Here is a 22,023-nt window from a genome sequence, read left to right as displayed (position 1 = left end):
ATGTTTGTGAAATATTGAGCAAACTACTATATATATAGTGTTAACTTCATTTAAAAGTCTTTAAAATTAACCCTTTCCTTAATTGTATTTTTTTGGTATCCTTATATACGAGTCCTATTTTGTAATATAAGAACAATACCCATTGTAGAGCTGTAATACTCTTATCTCCTAATCTGTTATAGTTTTTATAACAGAACAAAAAAGTGTACACATGTTGTACACTTTTTTTGTTACTTCTATAAAACATCTCTTTTTCTATTGCCATCATAGAATCCGCCACGATTGTCTGTTAATGCAATTATTTGATCTAGTCCTTCTATATGATCACCTATAATTCGAAGTACAGCTGGTGGATGACCTATTTTAGCAAAATGTTCACTGGGACGAATACGGTTCATCTTATCGACCTCAACACGACTTACACATGCAACTTCAAATCCTGAAAGAATAGCTTTCACTTGGGCTACACACGGCGCCAGTAAAGATCTATACCCAATTTCTTTCAAACACTTACGGCTAAACGCATTCGGTACAGCGATAAGAGAGCCTACGCCTAGATCTTTTCTATCACAAGCTAAATTTAATGCATATTTAAATGCAGTTACAAGATGAAGCGGTACTCTTAAATCTAAATAATGATTTAGATCATTTAATGCAACATCTGTTCCATCTGCAATAGCTTTCGCAAAAGGATATAGCTCACTCGCTGGAATAACAAAATCGCCGTCTATAAATAACACAATTTCTCCTTTTGCAAAATACGTTCCAAGTGAGCGCCCCACATCATTTCCGAGTGCTTCTTTATATACAATTGTCGTTGCCCCTTTGTCTTTTGCAATTTTTTTCGTTTTATCTGACGAACCATTTACGACAACGATAATTTCGAAGGGTTCAATTTTGCGAAGCTCTTCTATAACGTTTTCAATTGTTTTCTCTTCATCTTGTACGGGAATAACAACCGATAGTTGCTTTCCTTTATAGAAATCAGATGTAACACCCCACCCTTGATAAAACTCTTCAAAACTTAAAGTATGATAGACACTATCCCTTTTCCTATTTCCATCATAATATCCTCCGCGCTCATCACTGCTTAATATCCGTTCTGCTACTGCTTCTATATGATCACCTATCATTCTTTTTTCAGATTGGGAAAGATTTGGCCCATATGCAGCATGCTGGAATGGACGAAATTTATTCGGCGTAATAACGTCAATGGCACAATGACGACTAATTCTCCATTTACTTTGAACTAGGCGTAAATGAGCCACAATAGGATTAACAAAACTTTCATATCCGATGCTTTGAACGACTTCTTTCGTCAGCGCATGAGGTACATCTAATAAAGAATTCATTTTTAATTCTTCACGCTCTAACATTGCATTTAATATTTGGCGCCATACTGTAATAGAAGTGGTTTTTTGCCTTTTTAAAAATAATGCATCCAAATTATTTAAAACTACATCTGCCTGATCGTATAAAATCGGATTAAGGAATAATTTTAATTTTGAAGTTGGAATAGCAAAATCACCATCTATAAATAGTAATACATCACCTATCGTATGTTTTGCGCCGATTGCACGTCCAACATCGTTCCCTAGTAGCTCTGTATGCTTGATTACTTTACACCCTAAACGATCTGCAACATCTTCTGTTCCATCATTACAACCGTTTGCTACTACAATGATTTCTACTGGATTTAATGGTCTTACCGATTGAATAACGTCTGAAATCGTATCGACCTCATTACATGCAGGAATAATAACAGATAATGACTTAGCCATTGTTTTGTTCACGAAACCACTTAATTGTTTCCTTCAATCCGCTTTCCCACGTTACTTTCGCCTGAAATTGAACAAGCTCTTTTAATTTTGTTACATCTGGTCTTCTATTTGGAATTTCTTCAAAACCATGAGGATATACTTCTTCAAAAGGCACTTGGACAATCTTCGAAGAAGAATTCGTTAATTTTTTAATTACTTCTGCTACTTCTTTTATGCTCTTTTCATTCTCAGAACCTATATTAATAATCTCACCATTTACCTTCTCATCCATTGCCCGAATTGTTGCTTCTACCGCATCACTTACATACGTAAAACAACGTGTCTGCTTTCCATCTCCATATACGAGAATGTCTTCTCCTTGCAGTGCCGCACGGATAAATCGCGGAATTACTCCTGCATACGGACCATCTTTCGCTCTTGGACCATAAATATTAAAATATCGAACAATCGTTACCGGTAAGCCTTCTAATGCGTATCCTAAACATAATGTTTCTTCTAACGTTTTACAAACCGCATAACTCCAACGAATTTTAGAAGTTGCCCCGTACAATCGATCTCCCTCTTCAGAGAAAGGCGGCTTAGCCTTACCATATACTTCTGAAGTAGAAGCAAAAACTACTTTCTTCTTTCCTTTTAGCGCTGCTTGTAAAATATTTCTCGTCCCATCAAAATTCGTTTCTATGAGCTCTATACTTTTTTCCATTGTTGTTTTCACACCTAAAATTGCTGCTAAATGAAACACGACATCATGCTGATCTACTAATTCATAAATAGAATTTTTATCTAAAACACTTATTGGAATAACACGGATTTCTTTCATTAACTCTTTATGGTACTTATTTTTACCTTTATAAAAGTTATCCACAACAGTGACCTCATAACCTCTTCTCATCAACTCTTCAGCTAAATGTGACCCAATAAATCCGGCCCCACCTGTAATTAAACATTTCTTACTCATTTACTCACCTTCTTTACAATCCCGCGTGTATCTATTACTCGATCCATTCCTTTAAAAAGCTTCCAATCAATATTAGAATGATCCGTTAAAATTAAAATACAATCCGCTTTTTTAACTTTTTCTTCATCTAAAGAAACAGATTGGTACACCTTATCTCCAATTTCCGCGGAAGAAATATAAGGATCATGATATTCTATCTCGTATCCTTGATTTCTTAATAATTGAATAATCGGTAACGCTGGTGATTCTCTCAAATCATTTACATCTTTTTTATACGCAATCCCTACAATTAACACCGTTGCAGGTAATTGCACCACACTTTTTACTTTCCGGACCATTTTCTCTGGCATTTCTTCATTAATTATATGTGCAGCCTCAATTAATTGACTAATTGCCCCATTCTTTTTTATTCTCCATTGAAAATATAAAGGGTCTACGGGAATACAGTGTCCCCCTATCCCTGGCCCTGGCCAATACGGAGTAAACCCAAATGGTTTTGTAGATGCCGCTTCAATGGCCTCATAAAAATCAATGCCTAAACTTTCACATAGTGTGTTTAGTTCATTTACTAAAGAAATGTTAACTAAGCGCTGAATATTTTCAAATAGCTTGCACATCTCTGCTACTTTCGGAGAGCTAACAGGTACAACTTCGTCAAAAATGGTACTATATAAATCCTGTACCTTTTGTTTACACTTTTCTGTTTGTCCACTAATAACTTTTGGAATAGCTTGAACTGAATATTGACTATTTGCTGGATCAATTCTCTCAGGGGAATATCCGATATAGAAATCTTCCCCTACCTTTTTACCATTTTGAGAAATAATAGGTAGGATGACTTCTTCAAGTGTGCCTGGATATGTGGAGCTTTCAAAAATGAAGGTTTGTCCTTTTTGAAGGTTTTGTTGTATATAATGCGAAGCTGAAATGAGGGCACTTAAGTCTGGTTCTCTTTGTTCATTAATTGGAGTCGGGACAGTGACAATAACATAATCACTATTTTGAAAATCAGCAATGCCTTGATCCGGTGTATTTACTGTTAATTTTTTTTTCGTCAATAAACTTTGTAACTCTTTAGAAGAAACATCCGGAATATAACTTTCTCCTTTTATAATTGAGTCTATTTTTCTAATATCTTTATCTAATCCAAGTACTGTATGCCCTCTTTCTGCAAAATGGACTGCTAAAGGAAGGCCAACATACCCTAGCCCAATAATAGCTACTTTACTACTATTCATTTGTATTCTCTTCTTCCCTTCTCAATTGTTGAATTACATCTCTATCTCTATCTCCATCTGTAAAACCACCACGTTCGTCCGTACATTGTAATAAATACGCAACCGCTTCAAGTTGATCACCGAAAATACGATCAAACGCTGAAATACGCCCATTTACAAATTCGTGTTGCTCTGGACGTACTCGATTTGTTTTTATAACATCTACTAACTCTACTGTTGTAATAGAGAATCCTTCTAAAATAGCTTTCACTTGTGCTAATGGCGGAATGATAAGGGAATCATATCCTATTTTCTCTATTACCTTCTTATGAATGGCATGTGGTACAGCAGTTAGTGAGTTATTCCATAAATCTGGTCGTTTCGCTATCAAATTCACAAAGTATTTTCCCATACTAATTGGATCTGCTGGATGAAACATATCTAATAAGCATTGTAAATCATTTAACACCACGTCATTTCCATCTTCAACAGCATGTAAAAATAGAGTGAGTTTTTTTGCTGGAATAACAAGATCACTATCAACGAATAAACAAATATCTGCCGTAGCATGCATGGCACCTATTGCTCGTGCTACATTATGTCCAAGCGCCTTCGTAAATTCAACGACAATAACATTCTCTAGCTTTGCCTGTTTAACAGTCTCAACATCTGCTCCATTCGCGACAACTATAATTTCATCTACACCTGCTTCTTTCACTTCTTTTATAACAGACCTTATGGTTATTTTCTCTTCTGATACTGGGATAATGGCACTATATTTCGCTTTATTCTTTTGTAATAAAACTGGTTTATACTTTCCTACAAACTCTCTATCTCTATTGTTCTCTGGAAAACCACCGCGTTTACCATATGTTTCGATTACGTATTGTAAAGCTCGCAAATGATCACCCATAATACGACTAGTCGCTTTCGGATAAGGAGAGCCAGGTGATGTACCAGTATGCACAGGTCGAACTTTATTTGTGTAGATGACATCAACTGAAGCCATATCAGAAATATCTACTCCTCTAGACATCGCCATCGCTTGAAATAATGCTGGATCTGCTAAATTCCACCACCCCAGTTTTTCAATCACTTTACGACTTATCGCATGTGGTATTGCAATTAAAGATCCTACAACAAACTCTTTCTTGTTCAAATAACGATTTAACATATATTTTCCAACCGTCGTATAATGCGGTCTCATCTTCAAGTAAACGGACCATGTTAAATTATTTAAAACAATCTCATGCCCTTGTCGTATTCCTTTAATAAAATTGTATAATTCTTCACTTTTCATGACGATATCACCATCTAAAAACAAAACAATCTCACCTTTTGCTTCTCTAGCACCAATTGCCCGTCCCACATCATTACCAAGAGAATCTCTATAATAAATCACACGGCAATTATGCTGTAATGCTATTTCCTTCGTCCCATCTGTAGATCCATTATCTACTATGATAACTTCATATGGTTCGAGCTGTCTTACCTCTACTAAAACTTTTGATAAAGTACTTGCTTCATTATGCACTGGAATAACAACTGACACTCTCATACTTGTATCACTCTTACCCTTCCAAGCGAACATAAGCAATAATAGGAATACGCACAACTACATCTTCTGGTGGTCCATAAGAAGGAGAAGTACGAACAATTACTGCCCCATCCGTCACAGATAAAAGAACGCCTGCAATGATTTCTACAGCTGTCACAACTTGCACTAGTTCGCCAACATGGTTACGTAATTCATCAGTAAATAACATATATAAGTCTCCTTTCTTACGCTTCTTTAATTGATATAATACTTATAAATGGTAATAAAACCTCTGTTCCTATTCCTTCTTGCAATGTTAAGAAGTCATCACCAACTGCTACAATAACACCTGTTAATTGTCCAACTGTCACCGTAATTTCTACGTTTTTACCTAAATACTGCTTTGCAATTTCTTTAAAAGGTGATGTATTGCATTCTTTTAAAATGTTACAAATAATAGATTGAAATCTACTTGATTCAATAACCTCTTCCGTAGCTTGCTTAGAGTTTCTTTGAATAAATCTCGCGAAGTTTTGTGAAAATAAAAGTCTTTCCACAGCAGGCAATAACTTATTATCTAAAAAATAATCTAATTGTCTATTAAACAATCTTGATAATTTATGCCAATATTTTCTGAACAGACACATACACTTCTCCTCCTATTATTTTTAGATTATAAAATTTTACATCCATACATCTTAATGTATACAAAATGGATATTTTTGTGATAGGTAAGACATACATTTTCTAAAAGAAATATTTGTTTCAGAGCATAAAAAAAACTATCCAAAAGGATAGTTTCTTACACTTCAATATTCCGCAATATCGAATAAATGTCATTATTCACTTTACCAAATGATTTAATGTTATTTTGAATGTTAGATAATAAAACAACATATACACTACCATTTTTACTAAATCCGTTTAAGCAATTCCAACCTGGCATTACACCATGATTCGAATAGCTTCCTGGGTCTACGTACCATCCAAACCCGTAATCCTTTTTTCCACCCGTAAACATTTGATCGTAACTCTCTTTTGAAATTAATTTTCCAGAGAATAGTGCTTCGTTAAATAAATATAAATCATGCGCACTTGTGTATATATCACCACAACCATATAGTTGTGACATGCTCGGAATATTAGGTGTTGTCATATTATTATTTACTATTTTATAACCCGTTGATGGGAATCTTGTTTGTTCTAACGCTGTGCCAAAGCCAGAATGTTTCATACCGGCAGTAGCAAAAATATGTTGTTTAATATATTCTTCGAGTGACTGCCCACTTACCTTCTCTGCAATATAAGCAAGTATAGAGTAGTTCGAATCAGAATACTTCCACTTCTCTCCTGGACCACCAATACGCTTTTGATTTCCTATCCGCTTTATCAGTTCTTCATGAGAAATATCTTCTTTTCCCTGCTCATATTCGGGAATCCCTGATGTATGTGTTAATAGATGTTTTAGCTGAATATTATTACCTTGTGGAAAATCTGGAATATACTTCGCAACAGTATCTTCTACTTGTAATTTATTTTGATCTTTCAATTGCATAATAGCAGTTGCTACAAACGCCTTTGAAATAGAACCAATATAAAAAGTCGTCTCTGAATTATTCGGTACTTGCTGCTCTTTATTTGCCATACCGTACCCTTTATTCAGAAGAACTTTTCCGTTCTTCACAATAACAGCTGTCCCGCTAAATCCTGCGTTTTGTAAATACTGGTCCAATTGAGCGTTTTCATTAATTTCTTGAGGTGGTCCTTCAGCAGGTTTCTCCGCTGCTTGCGCTTGCTTCATTTGTTCTTCCTGCTCTTTTTGTTTTTGCTTCTGTACTTCTTGTTTCTTTTTTTCTTCTTTCTTTTTTAACTCTTCTTGTTTCTTCATTTCTGCTGCCGCTTTTAAAGTTTCTTCTTTCTTATTATGCGCAACAATTTTTGTATACATGAAATATACAAGTGATAATAGTAAGACGAGAATGATTGTTCTTTTTATGTATACAATCGGCCGATGTGCTTTCCCATTCGCATTACTTTTTTCCTGATCCATAATTGCTTTTTTCCCCTTACTCACCAATAATTTAATTCCTCTACTAAAGATTCGTTTTAGTAGATTATGGATAATCCATTCTATATCATCCCTACTTTATCACGCACTGCACATATTACCAACCTATATGCACAAAAAAGAAAAAGAAAATTTACAAAAGTAAGATTCCCATTAAATTATTAACAAAAAAAGAGGATATCCTCTAAAAAATTGATGTTATCAATCTTTTGGGACATCCTCTTATCTCATTATTTATACGTGTTTTTTCATATCATCGGCAACAGATTCAACATTTGTACCTACGATAACTTGTACACTAGTATTACTTAATTTCATAACACCTTTTGCACCAGCACGTTTTAATGCTGCTTCATTTACTTGACCAGCATCTTTTACTTGTAAGCGTAGACGTGTTGCACAGTTATCAATAACTGTTAAGTTTTCTTTTCCGCCTAAAGCTGCTACGTAAGTTTCACCAATTGAACCTGCAACTGGTGCATCACCATCTTCAACTAACTCATCGTCATCTTCACGACCAGGAGTTTTTAAATCGAACTTCTTAATTAAGAAGTAGAATACTATGAAATAAATTGCTGCGTAAATTAAACCGATACCTGCTAGTAAGACTGGTTTTGTTGCAATACCGAAGTTTAAAGCATAATCGATTGCACCGGCACTAAATGAGAAACCATCATGAATGCCAAGTGATGTTGTAATGAATAAAGAAAGACCTGTTAGTACAGCATGAATACCATATAATACTGGTGATAAGAACATGAATGAGAATTCAATAGGCTCTGTAATACCAGTTAAGAATGAAGTTAATGCTAGACCAGCTAACATACCAGTAACTGCTTTACGCTTTTCTGGTTTAGCAGCTGCAATCATTGCGAAACATGCTGCTGGTAAACCGAACATCATAACTGGGAAGAAACCAGTCATAAACATACCTGCTGTTTTGTCACCTGCAAGGAAACGAGCAATATCACCATTAACAACATTACCTGCTGCATTTGTAAAGTCCCCAAATACAAACCAGAAGTATGTGTTCATTACGTGGTGTAAACCAATTGGGATTAATAAACGGTTTAATAAACCAAATAATCCTGAACCAATTGCACCTAAATTAACAATTCCATGAGCTAATGCATCAATACCATTTTGAATTGTTGGCCAAATTTGTGCAAATAGAATTCCTAATATCAGCATCACAACTGATGTAACAATTGGAACGAAACGTTTTCCAGCAAAGAAACCTAACCATTCTGGAAGTTTAATCTTATGGAATTTATTATAAAGAAGTCCTGCTATAACACCAACAATAATACCACCTAAAACTTTCATATCTACTTTAGTCGATAATTCAGCAGCCTTAGATACTTGTGTCATTGTATCCGCAAGCTTAGATGGATCTACATTTGCGCTATTACCTATTAAATCTTGGACTTTACCTAATTTACCTTGTAATTCAGCAGTTGAATACCCTTTGCTAAGTGCATCAATACTATTTTTCATAACAAGATAACCAATTGCACCTGCAAGACCTGCTGCACCACTACCATCCACTGAAAGACCTATTGCAATACCAATTGCAAAAATAAGTGCTAAGTTATCAAAAACTGCTGCGCCGGCCTGTGCCATAACAGGAATATCAAATACATCTGGTTGCCCTAAACGAAGCAATAATCCTGCTGCTGGTAGTACTGCGATCGGAAGCATTAAAGCTTTACCAATACGTTGTAAAAACTGCAACATTTTAATTCCCCCTAATTTAATTTATGAAATCGTTATCATTATAAGTACGCTTTAGAAAACGCTTTCTATTACATAACCATAATAACATATAGTTGTATAGATGTGTAGTTTTTATTTCCGAACTTTTTATGGATAAATCTCCTATTTCCAAACTGTTATATAAAAGGAAAATTCTCCTTTTTAAAATACAGAATACTCGAAACGAAAGACCTATTATAGCACATTGAACTTTCGTTTTATCATTCCACTTTTTCATGTTATTATTTATTTCCGAGCATATCGGGAAAAGTAAACTTAGTTAATTCAAAATAGGAGCGTTGGTACTATGCAGTGCATTGAAACAAACAACTTACAACAGTTGTTAGAACAAGTAAAACCATATACAAAAAAAGGAAAACTTGCTACTTATATCCCCGAACTAGGAAATGCAAATCCAGACGATTTAGGGATTGCCATTTTCCATAAAGAAACAGAATATATCCATGCAGGCAACTCACAAACACTATTTACTCTTCAAAGTATTTCCAAAGTAATTACACTTGCCCTTGCCCTTTTAGACCGTGGTGAAGAATATGTATTTTCTAAAGTTGGAATGGAACCAACGGGTGACCCATTTAATTCTATTATTAAGTTAGAAACGACAAGTCCGTCCAAACCCCTTAATCCAATGATAAATGCAGGAGCATTAGCTATTACAAGCATGTTAGCAGGAAAAGATAACGAGGAAAAAATGGAACGTATTCTTCATTTTGTACGTGAAATAACAGATAATCCTACTATTAATTATTCCTCTAAAGTTGCCGATTCAGAACTAGAGACAGCTTACCTAAACCGTTCACTTTGTTATTATATGAAACAAAACGGAATTATCGATTGTGATATTGAAGAACTTATGGATTTATATACTCGTCAATGCGCAGTTGAAGTAAACTGCATCGATTTAGCACGTATCGGCTTAATTTTTGCAATGGATGGATATGATCCATATAAAAAGAAACAAATCATCCCTAAACATATTACAAAAATTTGCAAAACATTTATGGTTACATGTGGTATGTATAACGAATCTGGTGAATTTGCAATTCGTGTTGGTATTCCTGCAAAAAGCGGTGTAGCCGGTGGTATTTTTGGCTGCGTAAAAGGAGACATGGGAATCGGTATTTTCGGACCAGCTTTAGATGCAAACGGAAATAGTATTGCTGGTTTTAAAATTCTTGAACTTCTTTCTGCTCAAGAAGGTTGGAGCATTTTTTAATCGCGAGTTATCCTGCTATACTAGCAGGATTTTTTATTTCGCCAAAACCTCAATTTTGCGAGTTATCAATCTTCTTATAAAAACAGTGCTGAAAGTTTCTCTATATCATGCATATTTGTTCCCCCCTCCTGAATAATATAGTACAACCTAGCGCTATATGTGGAGGTGTGAAAGATGAAACTAATATTTCAAATGGGAAAACAACCTGTTCTTGAAAAAACAATCCTTCTTTTTATATTGAGTATTGTAGAAAGCTTGAAGTTAAAAGTTGTTTCACTCGACGAAGCTCACCGATACATATTCAATTTAGAAGTACTTGAATTATTAATGGATCGGAACATCGATGATCAAGTACTTGAACTTATTCATTTCGGGATGGGACTTGAAGACATTTATCACGTGCTTCCTGAAGAACTTGAGCATACGATTGAGGAATTAAAATGGCTTTGCATTCAAGTATTAAGTGAGTACAGTATGCATGAAGAATCGGAACAATTAATTGAAGATATACGGTAAAAAAGCACCTATGTAGGTGCTTTTAATGTTTTTTTAAACTATTTTTATACGCCTCAATATTTACTGGTAGCTCTTCCTCTTCCAAAGTATGTTCATTTACATCTTTATGAATGAACGCACCTTTAGGTGGTTGATGATCATGCCCTTTTTTCTTATGATCAAATGCTTTCCCGCGTCCCATACAAATCCCCCTTTCTTAAAAGAAATCCGTATTAGTATGGAGAAAAGTACGTCGATATATGCAATCCCTTGCTGTATTTCCAAGGAAATACTCGAACCTTGTTTTCTACTCTCCTTACAACAACTGATCGATCCCAATAAGAATTAATAATACTCCTGCGATAATTGTCGCCCATTTCCCTAAGTATTCTGCTAAAAATCGTTTTCCTACATACGCAAAACCACTAATACAAATAAAACTAAACACCCCAGAAATAGTCGCTGTAAGCCAAAGATTTAAATTTGTTATCCCAGCATCAAATCCACCTGCAATATTATTAATAGACAACGCAATCCCTAATACAATTGCTTCTGAAAAACTAATTGTTTTAGAACCATCAAAATCTGCTTTTTCTGGATCACGTAAAATTCCCATAAGTACATTACCATCTTTAGAGCCTACGGTATTTCTTTGCCCCAAGAAAGGCTGGCACAAAATAAACACCCCGATTATCCCTAAAACTATCGCTCCAATCAGGTTTGCTGTAAACTCTGAAATAAATAACGCAATCCAGTTCCCAAAAAATCCAGCTAATAAAGTAAATAAAAACCCAAAAAATGCGATGATAAAATTGTTGAACCACGAAATTCTAATTTTACGAATGCCATATGCAATCCCAACACCTGCATTATCTAAATTAGAAGCAATCCCGATTAAAAAAATTGAAAATAGACCTGCCGTACTCATAAATAGCCACCCCTTTTCCTCACTTTTCCATGCATCTTATGAAAATGTTGAGCAACTGTGCCTGTCTGTTTCATATACATGTAATAAATGCTCAACATTTTTTCAACAATAAAAAGGAGTGCCTTCGCTATGCCTAAAGAAAATCCAAATGAGCGGCTTAGTAGATTAATAAAAAAACTTTTAAAAGAACGTGCCTTATCTATGCGCCAACTCGGAATGCTTACAAATATTGATCCCGCAACAATCTCAAGAATTATGAATGGTAAACAACCGCCAAAACAAAAACACCTACAAAAATTCGCAGAATGTCTACAAGTTCCACCCCAATTGTTATTTGATGAAATGTATCCTGATTCTCCTCACATTAATAAAGAAAAGACGGATATGTACACATCTCTTGATACCATTCAGCAAACTCTGCAATCCTCTAACTTATTCGATTTCGACTACACTACAACTCGCGTAAAACAAGAACTTGAAAACTATGAACGATATGCTCAAACAACAGAAGGTGAAAAGCGCATTCATGAAAGTTTTGCGAGCAAGTTAGAACAAATTGATAGTGCTGGCCCTTTCATTGAACAATTAACAGATATGTATCAACAATTTTGCAATGAAACGATTCCAAAAGAAGAGCGTGCAGTTCTTGGTGGCGCATTACTGTATTTCATTTTATCGACAGATATTATTCCCGACTATCTCTTTCCAATTGGCTATTTAGATGATGCGATTGCTGTTGAATTAGCAAAAGAGAAATTAATGGAACTAAAACGAAAGACATAGAAAAATAAAGAACTATTTCAGTTGTTTCTATTTAACTCTGAAATAGTTCACTAAAAAATCGTACAAGTATACATACTTGTACGATTTCAACATACTAATCTATTTTTTCATATGACACCATTCATATATAAATGCTGTTATTACTTTTGTAAATTCAATTAACTGCTCTACTTCTACTTTCTCATTTACAGAATGTGCTTCTTCTAATGTACCTGGTCCATAAATAACAGCCGGAATATGAAATTCACTAAACCAACCACCATCCGTTACCGTTGCAGACATATCTAAAATTGCATTTTTAGAAAGAATTGATTCATGTACTGAGCTAAGCGTTTTTACAGCTGTATGTTCACTATCTATTTCTAAAGAAGGGAAAATTTCGCCACGATCCACAATCATTGATTCTCCGCCCCACTTAAATTGTGGCGGATTTTCACTTAACCATGGATCGGCAGCTGCCACCTTTCCAATATACTCTTCAATTTCTTTTATTATTTGTTCATGTGTTTCATTCGGATAAAAGTGCACTGTTATCCATAACCGGCACTCATCCGCAATAAAAGCTGCATGTCTTCCACCCTCAATAACAGCTGGATTAATTGTTGTTGTTCCAGATGGATAGCCTTCATATGTTTTCATAACTGCCCAGTGGCGCTCTAATTCTTGTAAGCTTTGCACAATTTTCATCATTTTTTCAATCGCACTCGCTCCAAATAAACATCCTCCAGCATGGATCATTTGTCTGCGCGTTGCATCATGAAACGTTTGCGGACTTTTCACTGTAATCCATCCAGTAATGACACCGCCTTGTCCTTGCATATGTAAATCGCTCGTATCCACTACTACTGCAAAATCAGCATCGTAACCTCGCCTGCAGCATTGAAGTGTACCTGCCTCTCCAACTTCTTCTCCTATTACTGATTGAAAGATTAAATCTCCAGGTAATTCAATACCAGCTTCTTGTAAAAGTTGAATGGCAAATAGCGCTCCAGCCAGCCCACCTTTCATATCTGCTGCGCCACGTCCAACTAACCAGCCATCTTTTATAAATGGATCAAATGGATTCGTTTCCCACGCCTCATCTGCTGACACTTCAGCTACATCCATATGACCATTAATAATAAGACTTTTATATGAGTCACTTTTTATTCCTTTTTTAACTCCGACAACGTTCGGATCATTCGGATATACATCCCATTTATCAATACTAAAATTTCGTTTTCTTAAAAAATCTGCAACAAATTCTTGCGCTTCATTTGTATTTCTCGCTGGTGGTGCTGGTGTTTCAAAACGAATTAATGTTTTTGTAAGTTCTAACAATTCCTCTTTTCTTGAATCTATTTGTTTTAACAACTGCGAAACTTCTGGATTCATCGCTAATTCCCCTTTGCATACATAGTATGTTTCCAGCTTTATTTTCACAAAAAAAGAGACTGTTTACAAATCTTACAGTCTCCAAATTAATTCATATTATAAGCTCTCTACTTCCGTCGTATTTGTCTTTTCAATATATTCTACTTTACGTGCCTTATTTCTTGTCGCACGGTAAAACAGTAAACAAACAATCATAAATGGAATTCCGCAATACAATGCCATTCTTTGCTCTGGAATAAAGGCCATACCAATAATTACTGTTACATTTAATACTAGTGCAAGCAGTGGTACGAATGGATACAGAGGTGTTTTAAATTTCAATTCTTTCACATCCCCGCCCTGCTTTATGTATGACCTCCTAGCTAATAAGTTAGATAGAGCAATAGATGCCCAAACTAATATCGCCCCGAACCCGGCAATAGAAAGTAGCCATAAATAAACTGTATCTTCCGCATAAATACCTGATAGTAATGAAAGGCAACCTACAATTGTACTTACAATCAATGCATAAATAGGAACACCGTTTTTAGATAACTTACCAAAAATCGGACTAATCATTCCTTGATTAGACATAGACCATAGCATACGAGAAGTTGCATATAATCCTGAATTCGCAACGGATAGCACTGCTGTAATGATAACAAAATTTATAATATCTGCTGCATAAGGAATACCAATTTTATCAAATACAACTACAAATGGACTTTCTATTACTCCTGCTTGTTGCCAAGGGAATAGTCCAGCAAGAATAAAAATAGATAGTACAAAGAAAACAAGTATACGCCAAACTGTATTGTTAATTGCCTTCGGGATTGTTTTCTCTGGATTTTCACTCTCACCTGCTGCAATACCGACTAGTTCCGTTCCTTGGAAAGAAAAATTAACTGCAATCATCGTAATTAAAATAGCTGATAATCCATTTGGGAACAATCCACCATAATCAGTAAAACTAGAGAACATCGGTGCTGGTTCATTTCCTTTCATATCTAGAAAACCAAACATTGCTGCCCCGCCCAAAATAATAAATGCAATGATCGTAATTACTTTAATACTTGCAAACCAAAATTCAACTTCCGCAAAACTTCTTGAAGATAACGCATTAATAGCAAAGAGGAGTAACGCAAACACTACGCACCAAATCCATGAAGGTACATCAGGAAACCATCGTTTCATTAAAATACTAACTGCAATTAGTTCAATCCCTATCGTAGCTGACCAGTTTAACCATGACATCCATCCAACTACATAACCCGCTGCAGGGGAAATATGCTTCGTAGCATACGTTTGATAAGATCCTGCGTCAGGCATTGCAACAGCTAACTCTCCAAGACAGAGCATCGTTAAATACATAACAAATCCTCCAACAAGATATGCTACAATCGCTCCTCCAGGCCCAGCTTCATGAATTGTATACCCAGATCCTAAAAAAAGACCGGTACCAATAACGCCTCCAAGTGCAATCATAAATATGTGCCTGCTTTTCAATTCTCTTTTTAATCCTTGATTTTGATTCATCATATAAATCCCCCCTTTTCACTTTGTAAACCCATTTAATGTAAGCGTTTTTAAAATTATTCACCGTAAAAATAATGATTTAAAAGAGCAAAAATACACGTCACTTACATTAATCACTGCCTGTTACTAAAAGGTCATCCCTTACTGTTATTAATAACTTTTGATCAGCAATAGCTTGTCCTTCTACTACTTCTAATGATTCAATATAACCACTGATCCCTATCTTAATTTCTACTTTCTGTTTATCTATTGTTTCAATTAATGCTAATTTCTCCCACTCGTATACGTAAGAACTTTCCGTAACAAATAACTTCTCTACTTTCCCGTAACAAGGACTATACACGCATTCTATAACCGTCTTCACTTTATACACTCCTCCTTCTTATTAGTTGGTACTGAAACGTTGCATATCCCTCCTTTAGATATATCAATTATTATTTATGCAAAATGCGTACCAATCTCCAATTCCTATTTAAAATGAAGGTTTCTCAAAAAAAAAACTTCATAACCGCAAAATTTTTCTATCATTTCAGAGATTTTAAAAGGAAAATAGCAAAAAATTTTTGCGATTTTATAAGAATTTTAATAAAATTATAAAAAGTCAGTCTTCATAGGGTGGAATGAGGAGAAGATAATCTATGCGTACAGAAGAAATTAATTTAAAACAGATCATTGAAATGAATATGCTATATGAAACTTTACTCAATGAACTCGACATCGGAATTCATATTATTAATGAGGAAAGTAAGACGATTATCTATAACCGCAAAATGATGGAAATTGAATCAATGGAGCGCTCAGATGTGCTATATAAAAGTCCTTTAGAAGTATTCGCATTTGAGGAAAATAAAAATAGTACTCTTATAGAGGCATTAAAATTTGGAAAAACAAAGAAAAATATAAAACAAACGTATTTTAACAATAAAGGACAAGAAATTACAACGATTAACGATACTTTCCCTATAATAGAAAATGGAAAAATTAAAGGCGCTATTGAAATATCAAAAGAAATTAGTAACTTAAAGCAAACGATAAAAATAGGTCCTTCTCGAAAACAAAGCACTAAATTTACCTTTGATCACATAATTGGTGATTCTGAAGCCATTCAATCAATCATTACAGAAGGAAAAAGAGTAATTCGTACATCTTCCTCCATACTTCTAGTAGGAGAAACAGGCACTGGTAAAGAACTATTTGCACAAAGCATCCATAATGAAAGTCAGCGTTCAACAAAACCCTTTATTTCACAAAACTGTGCCGCTATACCTGATACCTTAATGGAAAGCCTACTATTTGGTACAAATCGAGGTGCCTTTACAGGAGCAATAGATAAATCAGGCTTATTCGAAGAAGCAAACGGAGGAACTTTGTTATTAGATGAAATCAATTCATTAAGCCCAATACTTCAAGCTAAGTTGCTGCGGGCTATACAAGAAAAAACAATACGAAGAATCGGAGGTACACACGAAAAAGAAATTGATGTTCGCATTATAGCAACTATCAATGAAGATCCCTTTGAAGCCATCGCACATAATCGATTAAGAGAAGACTTATATTACCGATTAAGCGTCGTTACTTTATGTCTTCCGCCTTTACGTGAAAGAAAAGAAGATATTCCAGCTCTTGTTCAGCACTTTATTGAAAAATATAATACTCAATTCGGGCTCAACGTAACCGATGTAGATGTAAATGTAAGAGAATTTTTCTATGCATACGATTGGCCTGGAAACGTACGGGAGTTGGAACATATAATTGAAGGTTCCATGAACTTGATAGAAGATGAAACCATCATTACAGCGTTTCATCTTCCTACTCGCTTTCGCGAACGAATAAAAACAGAATTCAATATGCAACATGCACTAACTAATCACAATACTGATGCACCTAAAACTTTAAAACACACAATAGAAAAAATGGAAAAGAACTACATTAACCAAATTCTTAAAGAGAATCATGGCAACATCTCACAAGCTGCAAAATTTTTAGGATTAAGTAGGCAAAACTTACAATATCGAATTAAAAAACTGCATTTACACATATGAAATAAACATGTCTCCAAGTGAAAAAATGACTTGGTAAAATATGTTACAATAAACATATAACATGCTAGAAAGGGGCTATATATATATGAGTAATGATAAAAAATTAAAGTTATTACAATACTTATACTTTTTCCCTGCCATGCTCTGTATGATGTTATTCATTAATGCCAATGTAAGCAGCTCTCCTTATGCAAAGCTATTAGGAACAATTTTTGGCTCCTTTGCAGCTATTATGCTTGCTGCTTTTTGGAATTTAAAGCTACGTATAAAAAACGAAAAATCTTCTTAATACTAAAAAAATCGAGCTACTTAGCCCGATTTTTTTATTTGCCATTAAAACTCAACATTCTCTAAATACAACCCACTTGCCTCAGCAAGACAATTAATTTGATTGCGCTGCTTTTCCTCTAAAATGTTTGGAATTGCTTCAGCATCTAATTGTCCTAATCCAACTTCAATTAATGCCCCGACAATTTTTCTTACCATATTATGAAGGAAGCCGTTACCACTTACTCTAATTTGTACAAACCCTGCCTCTTCCATCACATCAAGTGTATATACTTCTCGAACCATAGATTTTTTCTTTGATTTCGCATTTGAAAAAGCAGTAAAGTCATGTGAACCAACTAAATGTTTTGCAGCTGCTTTCATGCTTTTCACATTTAATTTTTTATTCACATGCATGCTGTATTTACGCATAAATGGATTTGTATGCTCTTCATTCCAAATTTTATACAGATATGTTTTTGCTTTAGAATTGTAACGAGCATGGAAACGATCATGTACTTCTTCCACATTCGTAATGCTAATATCGTTAGATAAATATTGATTTAAATATTTTTTCACTTTATGTTCCACTAACTTCTCATCACTTTGAAAGTTAGCAACTTGATTCAAAGCATGTACACCAGCGTCTGTTCTACTACAACCGATAATTTCAATTTCTTTTCCGACCATTTCAGATATGACACTTTCGATTTTTCCTTGAATTGTATTATCGTTATTACCGAGACGTTGCCATCCTTTAAAACGTGCGCCGTCGTACTGAATCGTTAATTTATAATTATGCATAATATTCTCCTTCATAGAAAATATTCCCTCATACCATGAGGGAATATTAATAAACTTTACTTTCTAACAAGCTTCACTACATTTTCTACGTGAGCTGTATGCGGGAACATATCAACTGGTTGCACATACTCCACTTCATAGCTCTTCATTAATGCTTGTACATCACGTGCTAATGAAGAAGGATTACAAGACACGTACACAACTTGTTTCGGCTTCACTTTTAAAATTGTTTCCAGTAATTTATCATCGCAACCTGTACGTGGTGGGTCGACAACAATTACATCTGGACGCCATCCTTCTTTTACCCACTTCGGTAACCATTGTTCAGCTTTACCTGCTTCATATTTCGTATTTGTAAATCCGTGACGCTTTGCATTTTTTCTTGCATCTGCAATTGCTTCTGGAATTACATCCATACCACGTACTTCCGCTGCATCATTTGCAAGCCAAAGACCGATTGTACCAACACCACAGTACGCATCCACAATCTTCTCGTTTCCTGTTAACGCAGCTGCTTTTTTCGCTTCATTATACAAAACAACTGTTTGCTCTGGATTCAACTGGAAGAATGCACGTGCTGATAATTCAAATGATAAATCGCCAAGTGTTTCTTGAATGACTTCTTTTCCAGCTAATTTAAATGTTTTGTCGCCAAAAATAACAGATGTTTTACGCCAGTTTACATTTTGCATAATTGATTTAACCGCTGGCATCTGTTTTTGTACTTCTGCAATAAATTGTTCTTTATTTGGTAATTCTTCTTTTGTTGTAATAAGTGTAACTTGTACTTCCCCTGTTTGAACTGCAGTACGTGTTACAATTGTACGTACTAAACCTTTTTGTTTTTTCTCATTGTAAATAGAAACATTTAATTTTTCTAAAATACGTCTTACAACTTTTGTCGCTTCATTCGTTGCTTTATGTTGAATCATACAGTGAGCGATATCAATTAACTGATGTGAGTTTTGTTTATACAGCCCTGTAATAACCTTTTCGTCTTTACGCCCCACTTGTAATTGACTCTTATTACGATAATGCCATGGATTTTCCATGCCAAGCGTTGGGCGAATTTTCTCTTCCATACTATTTTTCATGTACTTCTCAAATGCTTGTACAACGATATCACGCTTTTGATTCAATTGTTCTTTATAATCTAAATGTTGCAGCTGACAACCGCCACACTCCTCATATACTGGACACGGTGCTTTCACACGATGCGGTGAAGCTTTACGAACTTTTTTCACTTTCGCTTCAGCGAAGCCACGCTGAATTTTCGTTGTTTCTGCAACAACTTCTTCTCCTGGTAATGCCCCTGGAATAAAAACAACTTGTCTCTTAAAATAACCAACGCCTTCTCCGTTAATCCCAAGACGTTTAATTGTCACAGGAAACGTTTGACCAACTTCCAACTTACTCTCATGTTGCTTTTGTATCATTATTACACCTCTACTCTATACTTTTCCATAAATATAACGCTGCATAACTGCAGTATGGTTCACACTCTTGTTTCACTTTTTCTAAAAATGCATCATCAGGTTTATCATCTAATTGAAATATACCTTGCACTGCACGCTGAATCCCAATGTCCGCTTTCGGGAACATATTTTTCCGTCCAAGCCCAAACATTAAAAAGTTTTGCACTGTCCATGCACCAATTCCCCTAATTGGCAACAATTGTGCTGAAATGTCTTCTTCCGTCCCATTTTCTATACTCGCTAAATTTAATGTACCACTGACAATACTTCGACCTAATCCTACTATATATTCAGCCTTTCGCTGACTAAACTTCTGCTCTCTCAATTCTTCTATTGAAATATTTGCTACTATTTCCGGAGTGGGGAAAAAGAATACACCGTTCTTCTCTGTTCCATACCGTTTCACAAATTGTTCTGTTAACACAGTAGCAAATTTCAAATTTATTTGTTGGTGAATGATACAGCGAAGCAGACAAGCAAAATAATCAAATTCTAAAATAATTGGAGTATAAGCATATGTTTCAAATAGTGGACGTAATGATGTGTTTAAAAAATGATTTTGTATATCTTGAAACGGTTCATTCCAATGAAAAATGGCCCTCATTCGTTTCATGACTTTCTCTGGATCTCCTGCCTGACTAGAAATCCAAAACTGTGGATTTTGAACAGTACCAATCCCTTGTAAGCGAACAACAACCTGTTCCTCGTCTATACAAAGCGGGATATAAATAACTTTCTCATCTAATTGAATGACGTTAAGAGGATCAAAAGATAAACGTTTTAATACTTCTTCAAAATGATACGGATACTCTAACGTAACATGTTCGCTCCACATACGTTTCCCCATCCTTTTTACACATCATTATAGCATGAGAAAACCGTAAGCATACATGCTTACGGTTGATTGCCTTTTACTAAGTCATCTAGACTTTTAAAATGATACCCTTTCTCGCGCAAATCATCAATGATTTTCGCAAGTGCTTCTGCATTATCTTTTGATATTGCATGAAGTAATAAAATAGATCCTGGATGAATCATCGTCATAACATTATTATGCGCATATTGCCATCCTCTTTGCTGATCCACTTTCCAATCCAAAAATGCAAGTGACCAAAATACATTATAATAGCCCATTTCTTTCGTAAGAGCTAACGTTCTTTCACTAAATACACCGCGCGGAGGACGTACATATTTCACTTCTTTTTGCCCAGTTACTTTTTTAATTTCTTCCGTTACACTTGTTAATTCTTCACGAAGTTTCTCATCATTTACCGCTGTAAAATCAGGATGACTCCAAGAATGGTTTCCAATAATATGTCCTTCATCCTTCATTCTTAACAATAAATCTTTTTGTGTTTTAATGTAATGCCCCGTTACAAAGAAAGTTGCTGGTACTTTTTTCTCTTTTAATACATCTAATATTTTCCCTGTGTATCCATTCTCATATCCATTATCAAATGTTAAATAAATATCTTTTTTCTTCGTATCTCCTAAATAAAACCCGCCATTTTTTTGTAGTAAATCTGTATATAACTTTCCTGCATCTGGTACTGTTTCATTTTTAGGACGCGGGATTCCCCAGTTATGTGGAGTATTTGTATAAGCCAGTGCTGAAACTGGAACAAGTGCCATCATAATTGAAAAAATGAGACCGATATATAACCATTTATATTTCATAAATAGTCTCCTTTCCATATATAATCGTACTTGTAGTTTCTGTTGCTACACATTCTTTCATGCTGAACATGTTTTTCTATATATACCAAAAAAATGCATCTCGAATCATT

General features: G+C 35.0%; 23 protein-coding genes and 1 pseudogene. 5 read left to right on the top strand and 19 right to left on the bottom strand.

Annotated elements, in window-relative coordinates; translation table 11 throughout:
* Positions 1-46 precede the first annotated feature (46 nt).
* From MR136_RS25680 to MR136_RS28715, 10 genes and pseudogenes are all read right to left on the bottom strand, one after another.
* Entirely contained in the window at positions 47-268 is a 222-nt protein-coding gene (locus MR136_RS25680; protein ID WP_002094217.1) for a hypothetical protein, read from the bottom strand.
* Positions 237-1,781 (bottom strand): glycosyltransferase family 2 protein, encoded by a 1,545-nt coding sequence (locus tag MR136_RS25675; RefSeq protein ID WP_242259671.1) that lies wholly within the window; start codon positions 1,779-1,781, stop codon positions 237-239. The genes MR136_RS25680 and MR136_RS25675 overlap by 32 nt, the downstream gene beginning before the upstream one ends.
* Positions 1,774-2,739 carry an NAD-dependent epimerase/dehydratase family protein gene (locus MR136_RS25670; protein WP_017673805.1) on the bottom strand — a complete coding sequence of 322 codons (966 nt, stop codon included), beginning with the start codon at positions 2,737-2,739 and terminating at the stop codon, positions 1,774-1,776. Before MR136_RS25670 ends, MR136_RS25675 begins: the two co-directional genes overlap by 8 nt.
* Complete coding sequence (locus MR136_RS25665) at positions 2,736-3,977, bottom strand: nucleotide sugar dehydrogenase (protein ID WP_001088925.1); 1,242 nt, start codon at positions 3,975-3,977, stop codon at positions 2,736-2,738. The genes MR136_RS25670 and MR136_RS25665 overlap by 4 nt, the downstream gene beginning before the upstream one ends.
* Complete coding sequence (locus MR136_RS25660) at positions 3,970-5,514, bottom strand: glycosyltransferase family 2 protein (protein WP_242259669.1); 1,545 nt, start codon at positions 5,512-5,514, stop codon at positions 3,970-3,972. Before MR136_RS25660 ends, MR136_RS25665 begins: the two co-directional genes overlap by 8 nt.
* Before the next feature lie 13 nt (positions 5,515-5,527).
* Positions 5,528-5,722 carry an LSm family protein gene (locus tag MR136_RS25655; protein WP_000899469.1) on the bottom strand — a complete coding sequence of 65 codons (195 nt, stop codon included), beginning with the start codon at positions 5,720-5,722 and terminating at the stop codon, positions 5,528-5,530.
* A 16-nt stretch (positions 5,723-5,738) separates the two neighbouring features.
* Entirely contained in the window at positions 5,739-6,140 is a 402-nt protein-coding gene (locus MR136_RS25650; RefSeq protein ID WP_000335530.1) for a hypothetical protein, read from the bottom strand.
* 155 nt (positions 6,141-6,295) lie between these two features.
* The gene (locus tag MR136_RS25645; protein ID WP_000371852.1) at positions 6,296-7,543 is read right to left on the bottom strand and encodes a serine hydrolase domain-containing protein; all 1,248 of its coding nucleotides are present in this window, start codon (positions 7,541-7,543) and stop codon (positions 6,296-6,298) included.
* Between the two features lie 252 nt (positions 7,544-7,795).
* Positions 7,796-9,298, bottom strand: coding sequence for an N-acetylglucosamine-specific PTS transporter subunit IIBC (nagE, locus tag MR136_RS25640; RefSeq protein WP_000938900.1), 1,503 nt, complete (start codon positions 9,296-9,298; stop codon positions 7,796-7,798).
* A 141-nt stretch (positions 9,299-9,439) separates the two neighbouring features.
* Positions 9,440-9,554: pseudogene (locus MR136_RS28715) on the bottom strand (transcriptional regulator).
* Positions 9,555-9,623: 69 nt separating this feature from the next.
* Between MR136_RS28715 and glsA the strand changes: the two are divergent.
* Both glsA and MR136_RS25630 read left to right on the top strand, forming a co-directional pair.
* Entirely contained in the window at positions 9,624-10,553 is a 930-nt protein-coding gene (glsA, locus tag MR136_RS25635; protein ID WP_001149850.1) for a glutaminase A, read from the top strand.
* A gap of 174 nt (positions 10,554-10,727) precedes the next feature.
* Positions 10,728-11,069 (top strand): DUF3969 family protein, encoded by a 342-nt coding sequence (locus MR136_RS25630; RefSeq protein ID WP_000766604.1) that lies wholly within the window; start codon positions 10,728-10,730, stop codon positions 11,067-11,069.
* Positions 11,070-11,091: 22 nt separating this feature from the next.
* On the opposite strand, the gene MR136_RS25625 is transcribed toward MR136_RS25630, so the two are convergent.
* Positions 11,092-11,250, bottom strand: a complete 159-nt coding sequence (locus MR136_RS25625; RefSeq protein ID WP_000532409.1) for a hypothetical protein — start codon at positions 11,248-11,250, stop codon at positions 11,092-11,094.
* A gap of 114 nt (positions 11,251-11,364) precedes the next feature.
* Positions 11,365-11,976 carry a sporulation membrane protein YtaF gene (gene ytaF / locus MR136_RS25620; RefSeq protein ID WP_000100723.1) on the bottom strand — a complete coding sequence of 204 codons (612 nt, stop codon included), beginning with the start codon at positions 11,974-11,976 and terminating at the stop codon, positions 11,365-11,367.
* Between the two features lie 129 nt (positions 11,977-12,105).
* Here ytaF and MR136_RS25615 point away from each other — a divergent pair, with 129 nt between their 5' ends.
* Positions 12,106-12,759 carry a helix-turn-helix domain-containing protein gene (locus MR136_RS25615; protein ID WP_001123718.1) on the top strand — a complete coding sequence of 218 codons (654 nt, stop codon included), beginning with the start codon at positions 12,106-12,108 and terminating at the stop codon, positions 12,757-12,759.
* Positions 12,760-12,858: 99 nt separating this feature from the next.
* Here MR136_RS25615 and MR136_RS25610 read toward each other — a convergent pair whose 3' ends face one another.
* The 3 genes from MR136_RS25610 to MR136_RS25600 form a co-directional block, all read right to left on the bottom strand.
* Positions 12,859-14,133: an acetylornithine deacetylase gene (locus tag MR136_RS25610; protein WP_017673801.1), complete on the bottom strand. Its 1,275-nt coding sequence runs from the start codon at positions 14,131-14,133 to the stop codon at positions 12,859-12,861.
* Positions 14,134-14,229: 96 nt separating this feature from the next.
* Positions 14,230-15,651: an amino acid permease gene (locus tag MR136_RS25605; protein ID WP_242259668.1), complete on the bottom strand. Its 1,422-nt coding sequence runs from the start codon at positions 15,649-15,651 to the stop codon at positions 14,230-14,232.
* Positions 15,652-15,757: 106 nt separating this feature from the next.
* Complete coding sequence (locus MR136_RS25600) at positions 15,758-16,012, bottom strand: biotin/lipoyl attachment domain-containing protein (protein WP_000859480.1); 255 nt, start codon at positions 16,010-16,012, stop codon at positions 15,758-15,760.
* Between the two features lie 274 nt (positions 16,013-16,286).
* Between MR136_RS25600 and MR136_RS25595 the strand changes: the two genes are divergently transcribed.
* On the top strand, positions 16,287-17,690 hold the full coding sequence (locus tag MR136_RS25595) for a sigma-54 interaction domain-containing protein (RefSeq protein ID WP_061456735.1): 1,404 nt from the start codon (positions 16,287-16,289) through the stop codon (positions 17,688-17,690).
* Positions 17,691-17,775: 85 nt separating this feature from the next.
* Entirely contained in the window at positions 17,776-17,979 is a 204-nt protein-coding gene (locus MR136_RS25590) for a hypothetical protein (RefSeq protein WP_017673799.1), read from the top strand.
* Between the two features lie 44 nt (positions 17,980-18,023).
* Here the strand turns inward: MR136_RS25590 and truA are convergent, their stop codons facing one another.
* From truA to pdaA, 4 genes are read right to left on the bottom strand one after another with little or no spacing between them, the layout of a single operon-like run.
* On the bottom strand, positions 18,024-18,761 hold the full coding sequence (gene truA / locus MR136_RS25585) for a tRNA pseudouridine(38-40) synthase TruA (RefSeq protein WP_242259667.1): 738 nt from the start codon (positions 18,759-18,761) through the stop codon (positions 18,024-18,026).
* A 56-nt stretch (positions 18,762-18,817) separates the two neighbouring features.
* Positions 18,818-20,197 (bottom strand): 23S rRNA (uracil(1939)-C(5))-methyltransferase RlmD, encoded by a 1,380-nt coding sequence (gene rlmD, locus MR136_RS25580; RefSeq protein ID WP_000615206.1) that lies wholly within the window; start codon positions 20,195-20,197, stop codon positions 18,818-18,820.
* Positions 20,198-20,207: 10 nt separating this feature from the next.
* Positions 20,208-21,071, bottom strand: a complete 864-nt coding sequence (locus MR136_RS25575; RefSeq protein ID WP_017673798.1) for a DNA-3-methyladenine glycosylase family protein — start codon at positions 21,069-21,071, stop codon at positions 20,208-20,210.
* A gap of 59 nt (positions 21,072-21,130) precedes the next feature.
* Complete coding sequence (gene pdaA, locus MR136_RS25570) at positions 21,131-21,913, bottom strand: delta-lactam-biosynthetic de-N-acetylase (protein ID WP_000875956.1); 783 nt, start codon at positions 21,911-21,913, stop codon at positions 21,131-21,133.
* Between the last annotated feature and the right edge of the window lie 110 nt (positions 21,914-22,023).

Origin of the sequence: Bacillus cereus group sp. BfR-BA-01311 (assembly GCF_022664295.1) — a bacterium.
In the GTDB taxonomy this organism is placed as follows: domain Bacteria; phylum Bacillota; class Bacilli; order Bacillales; family Bacillaceae_G; genus Bacillus_A; species Bacillus_A cereus.
This window is presented reverse-complemented; position numbering and strand designations above follow the sequence as displayed.

Bases quoted from the DNA above. Each gene is read 5' to 3' on its own strand.
- MR136_RS25680 (WP_002094217.1), bottom strand. From the start codon at position 268: ATGATGGCAATAGAAAAAGAGATGTTTTATAGAAGTAACAAAAAAAGT.
- MR136_RS25675 (WP_242259671.1), bottom strand. From the start codon at position 1,781: ATGGCTAAGTCATTATCTGTTATTATTCCTGCATGTAATGAGGTCGAT.
- MR136_RS25670 (WP_017673805.1), bottom strand. From the start codon at position 2,739: ATGAGTAAGAAATGTTTAATTACAGGTGGGGCCGGATTTATTGGGTCA.
- MR136_RS25665 (WP_001088925.1), bottom strand. From the start codon at position 3,977: ATGAATAGTAGTAAAGTAGCTATTATTGGGCTAGGGTATGTTGGCCTT.
- MR136_RS25660 (WP_242259669.1), bottom strand. From the start codon at position 5,514: ATGAGAGTGTCAGTTGTTATTCCAGTGCATAATGAAGCAAGTACTTTA.
- MR136_RS25655 (WP_000899469.1), bottom strand. From the start codon at position 5,722: ATGTTATTTACTGATGAATTACGTAACCATGTTGGCGAACTAGTGCAA.
- MR136_RS25650 (WP_000335530.1), bottom strand. From the start codon at position 6,140: ATGTGTCTGTTCAGAAAATATTGGCATAAATTATCAAGATTGTTTAAT.
- MR136_RS25645 (WP_000371852.1), bottom strand. From the start codon at position 7,543: ATGGATCAGGAAAAAAGTAATGCGAATGGGAAAGCACATCGGCCGATT.
- nagE (WP_000938900.1), bottom strand. From the start codon at position 9,298: ATGTTGCAGTTTTTACAACGTATTGGTAAAGCTTTAATGCTTCCGATC.
- glsA (WP_001149850.1), top strand. From the start codon at position 9,624: ATGCAGTGCATTGAAACAAACAACTTACAACAGTTGTTAGAACAAGTA.
- MR136_RS25630 (WP_000766604.1), top strand. From the start codon at position 10,728: ATGAAACTAATATTTCAAATGGGAAAACAACCTGTTCTTGAAAAAACA.
- MR136_RS25625 (WP_000532409.1), bottom strand. From the start codon at position 11,250: ATGGGACGCGGGAAAGCATTTGATCATAAGAAAAAAGGGCATGATCAT.
- ytaF (WP_000100723.1), bottom strand. From the start codon at position 11,976: ATGAGTACGGCAGGTCTATTTTCAATTTTTTTAATCGGGATTGCTTCT.
- MR136_RS25615 (WP_001123718.1), top strand. From the start codon at position 12,106: ATGCCTAAAGAAAATCCAAATGAGCGGCTTAGTAGATTAATAAAAAAA.
- MR136_RS25610 (WP_017673801.1), bottom strand. From the start codon at position 14,133: ATGAATCCAGAAGTTTCGCAGTTGTTAAAACAAATAGATTCAAGAAAA.
- MR136_RS25605 (WP_242259668.1), bottom strand. From the start codon at position 15,651: ATGATGAATCAAAATCAAGGATTAAAAAGAGAATTGAAAAGCAGGCAC.
- MR136_RS25595 (WP_061456735.1), top strand. From the start codon at position 16,287: ATGCGTACAGAAGAAATTAATTTAAAACAGATCATTGAAATGAATATG.
- MR136_RS25590 (WP_017673799.1), top strand. From the start codon at position 17,776: ATGAGTAATGATAAAAAATTAAAGTTATTACAATACTTATACTTTTTC.
- truA (WP_242259667.1), bottom strand. From the start codon at position 18,761: ATGCATAATTATAAATTAACGATTCAGTACGACGGCGCACGTTTTAAA.
- rlmD (WP_000615206.1), bottom strand. From the start codon at position 20,197: ATGATACAAAAGCAACATGAGAGTAAGTTGGAAGTTGGTCAAACGTTT.
- MR136_RS25575 (WP_017673798.1), bottom strand. From the start codon at position 21,071: ATGTGGAGCGAACATGTTACGTTAGAGTATCCGTATCATTTTGAAGAA.
- pdaA (WP_000875956.1), bottom strand. From the start codon at position 21,913: ATGAAATATAAATGGTTATATATCGGTCTCATTTTTTCAATTATGATG.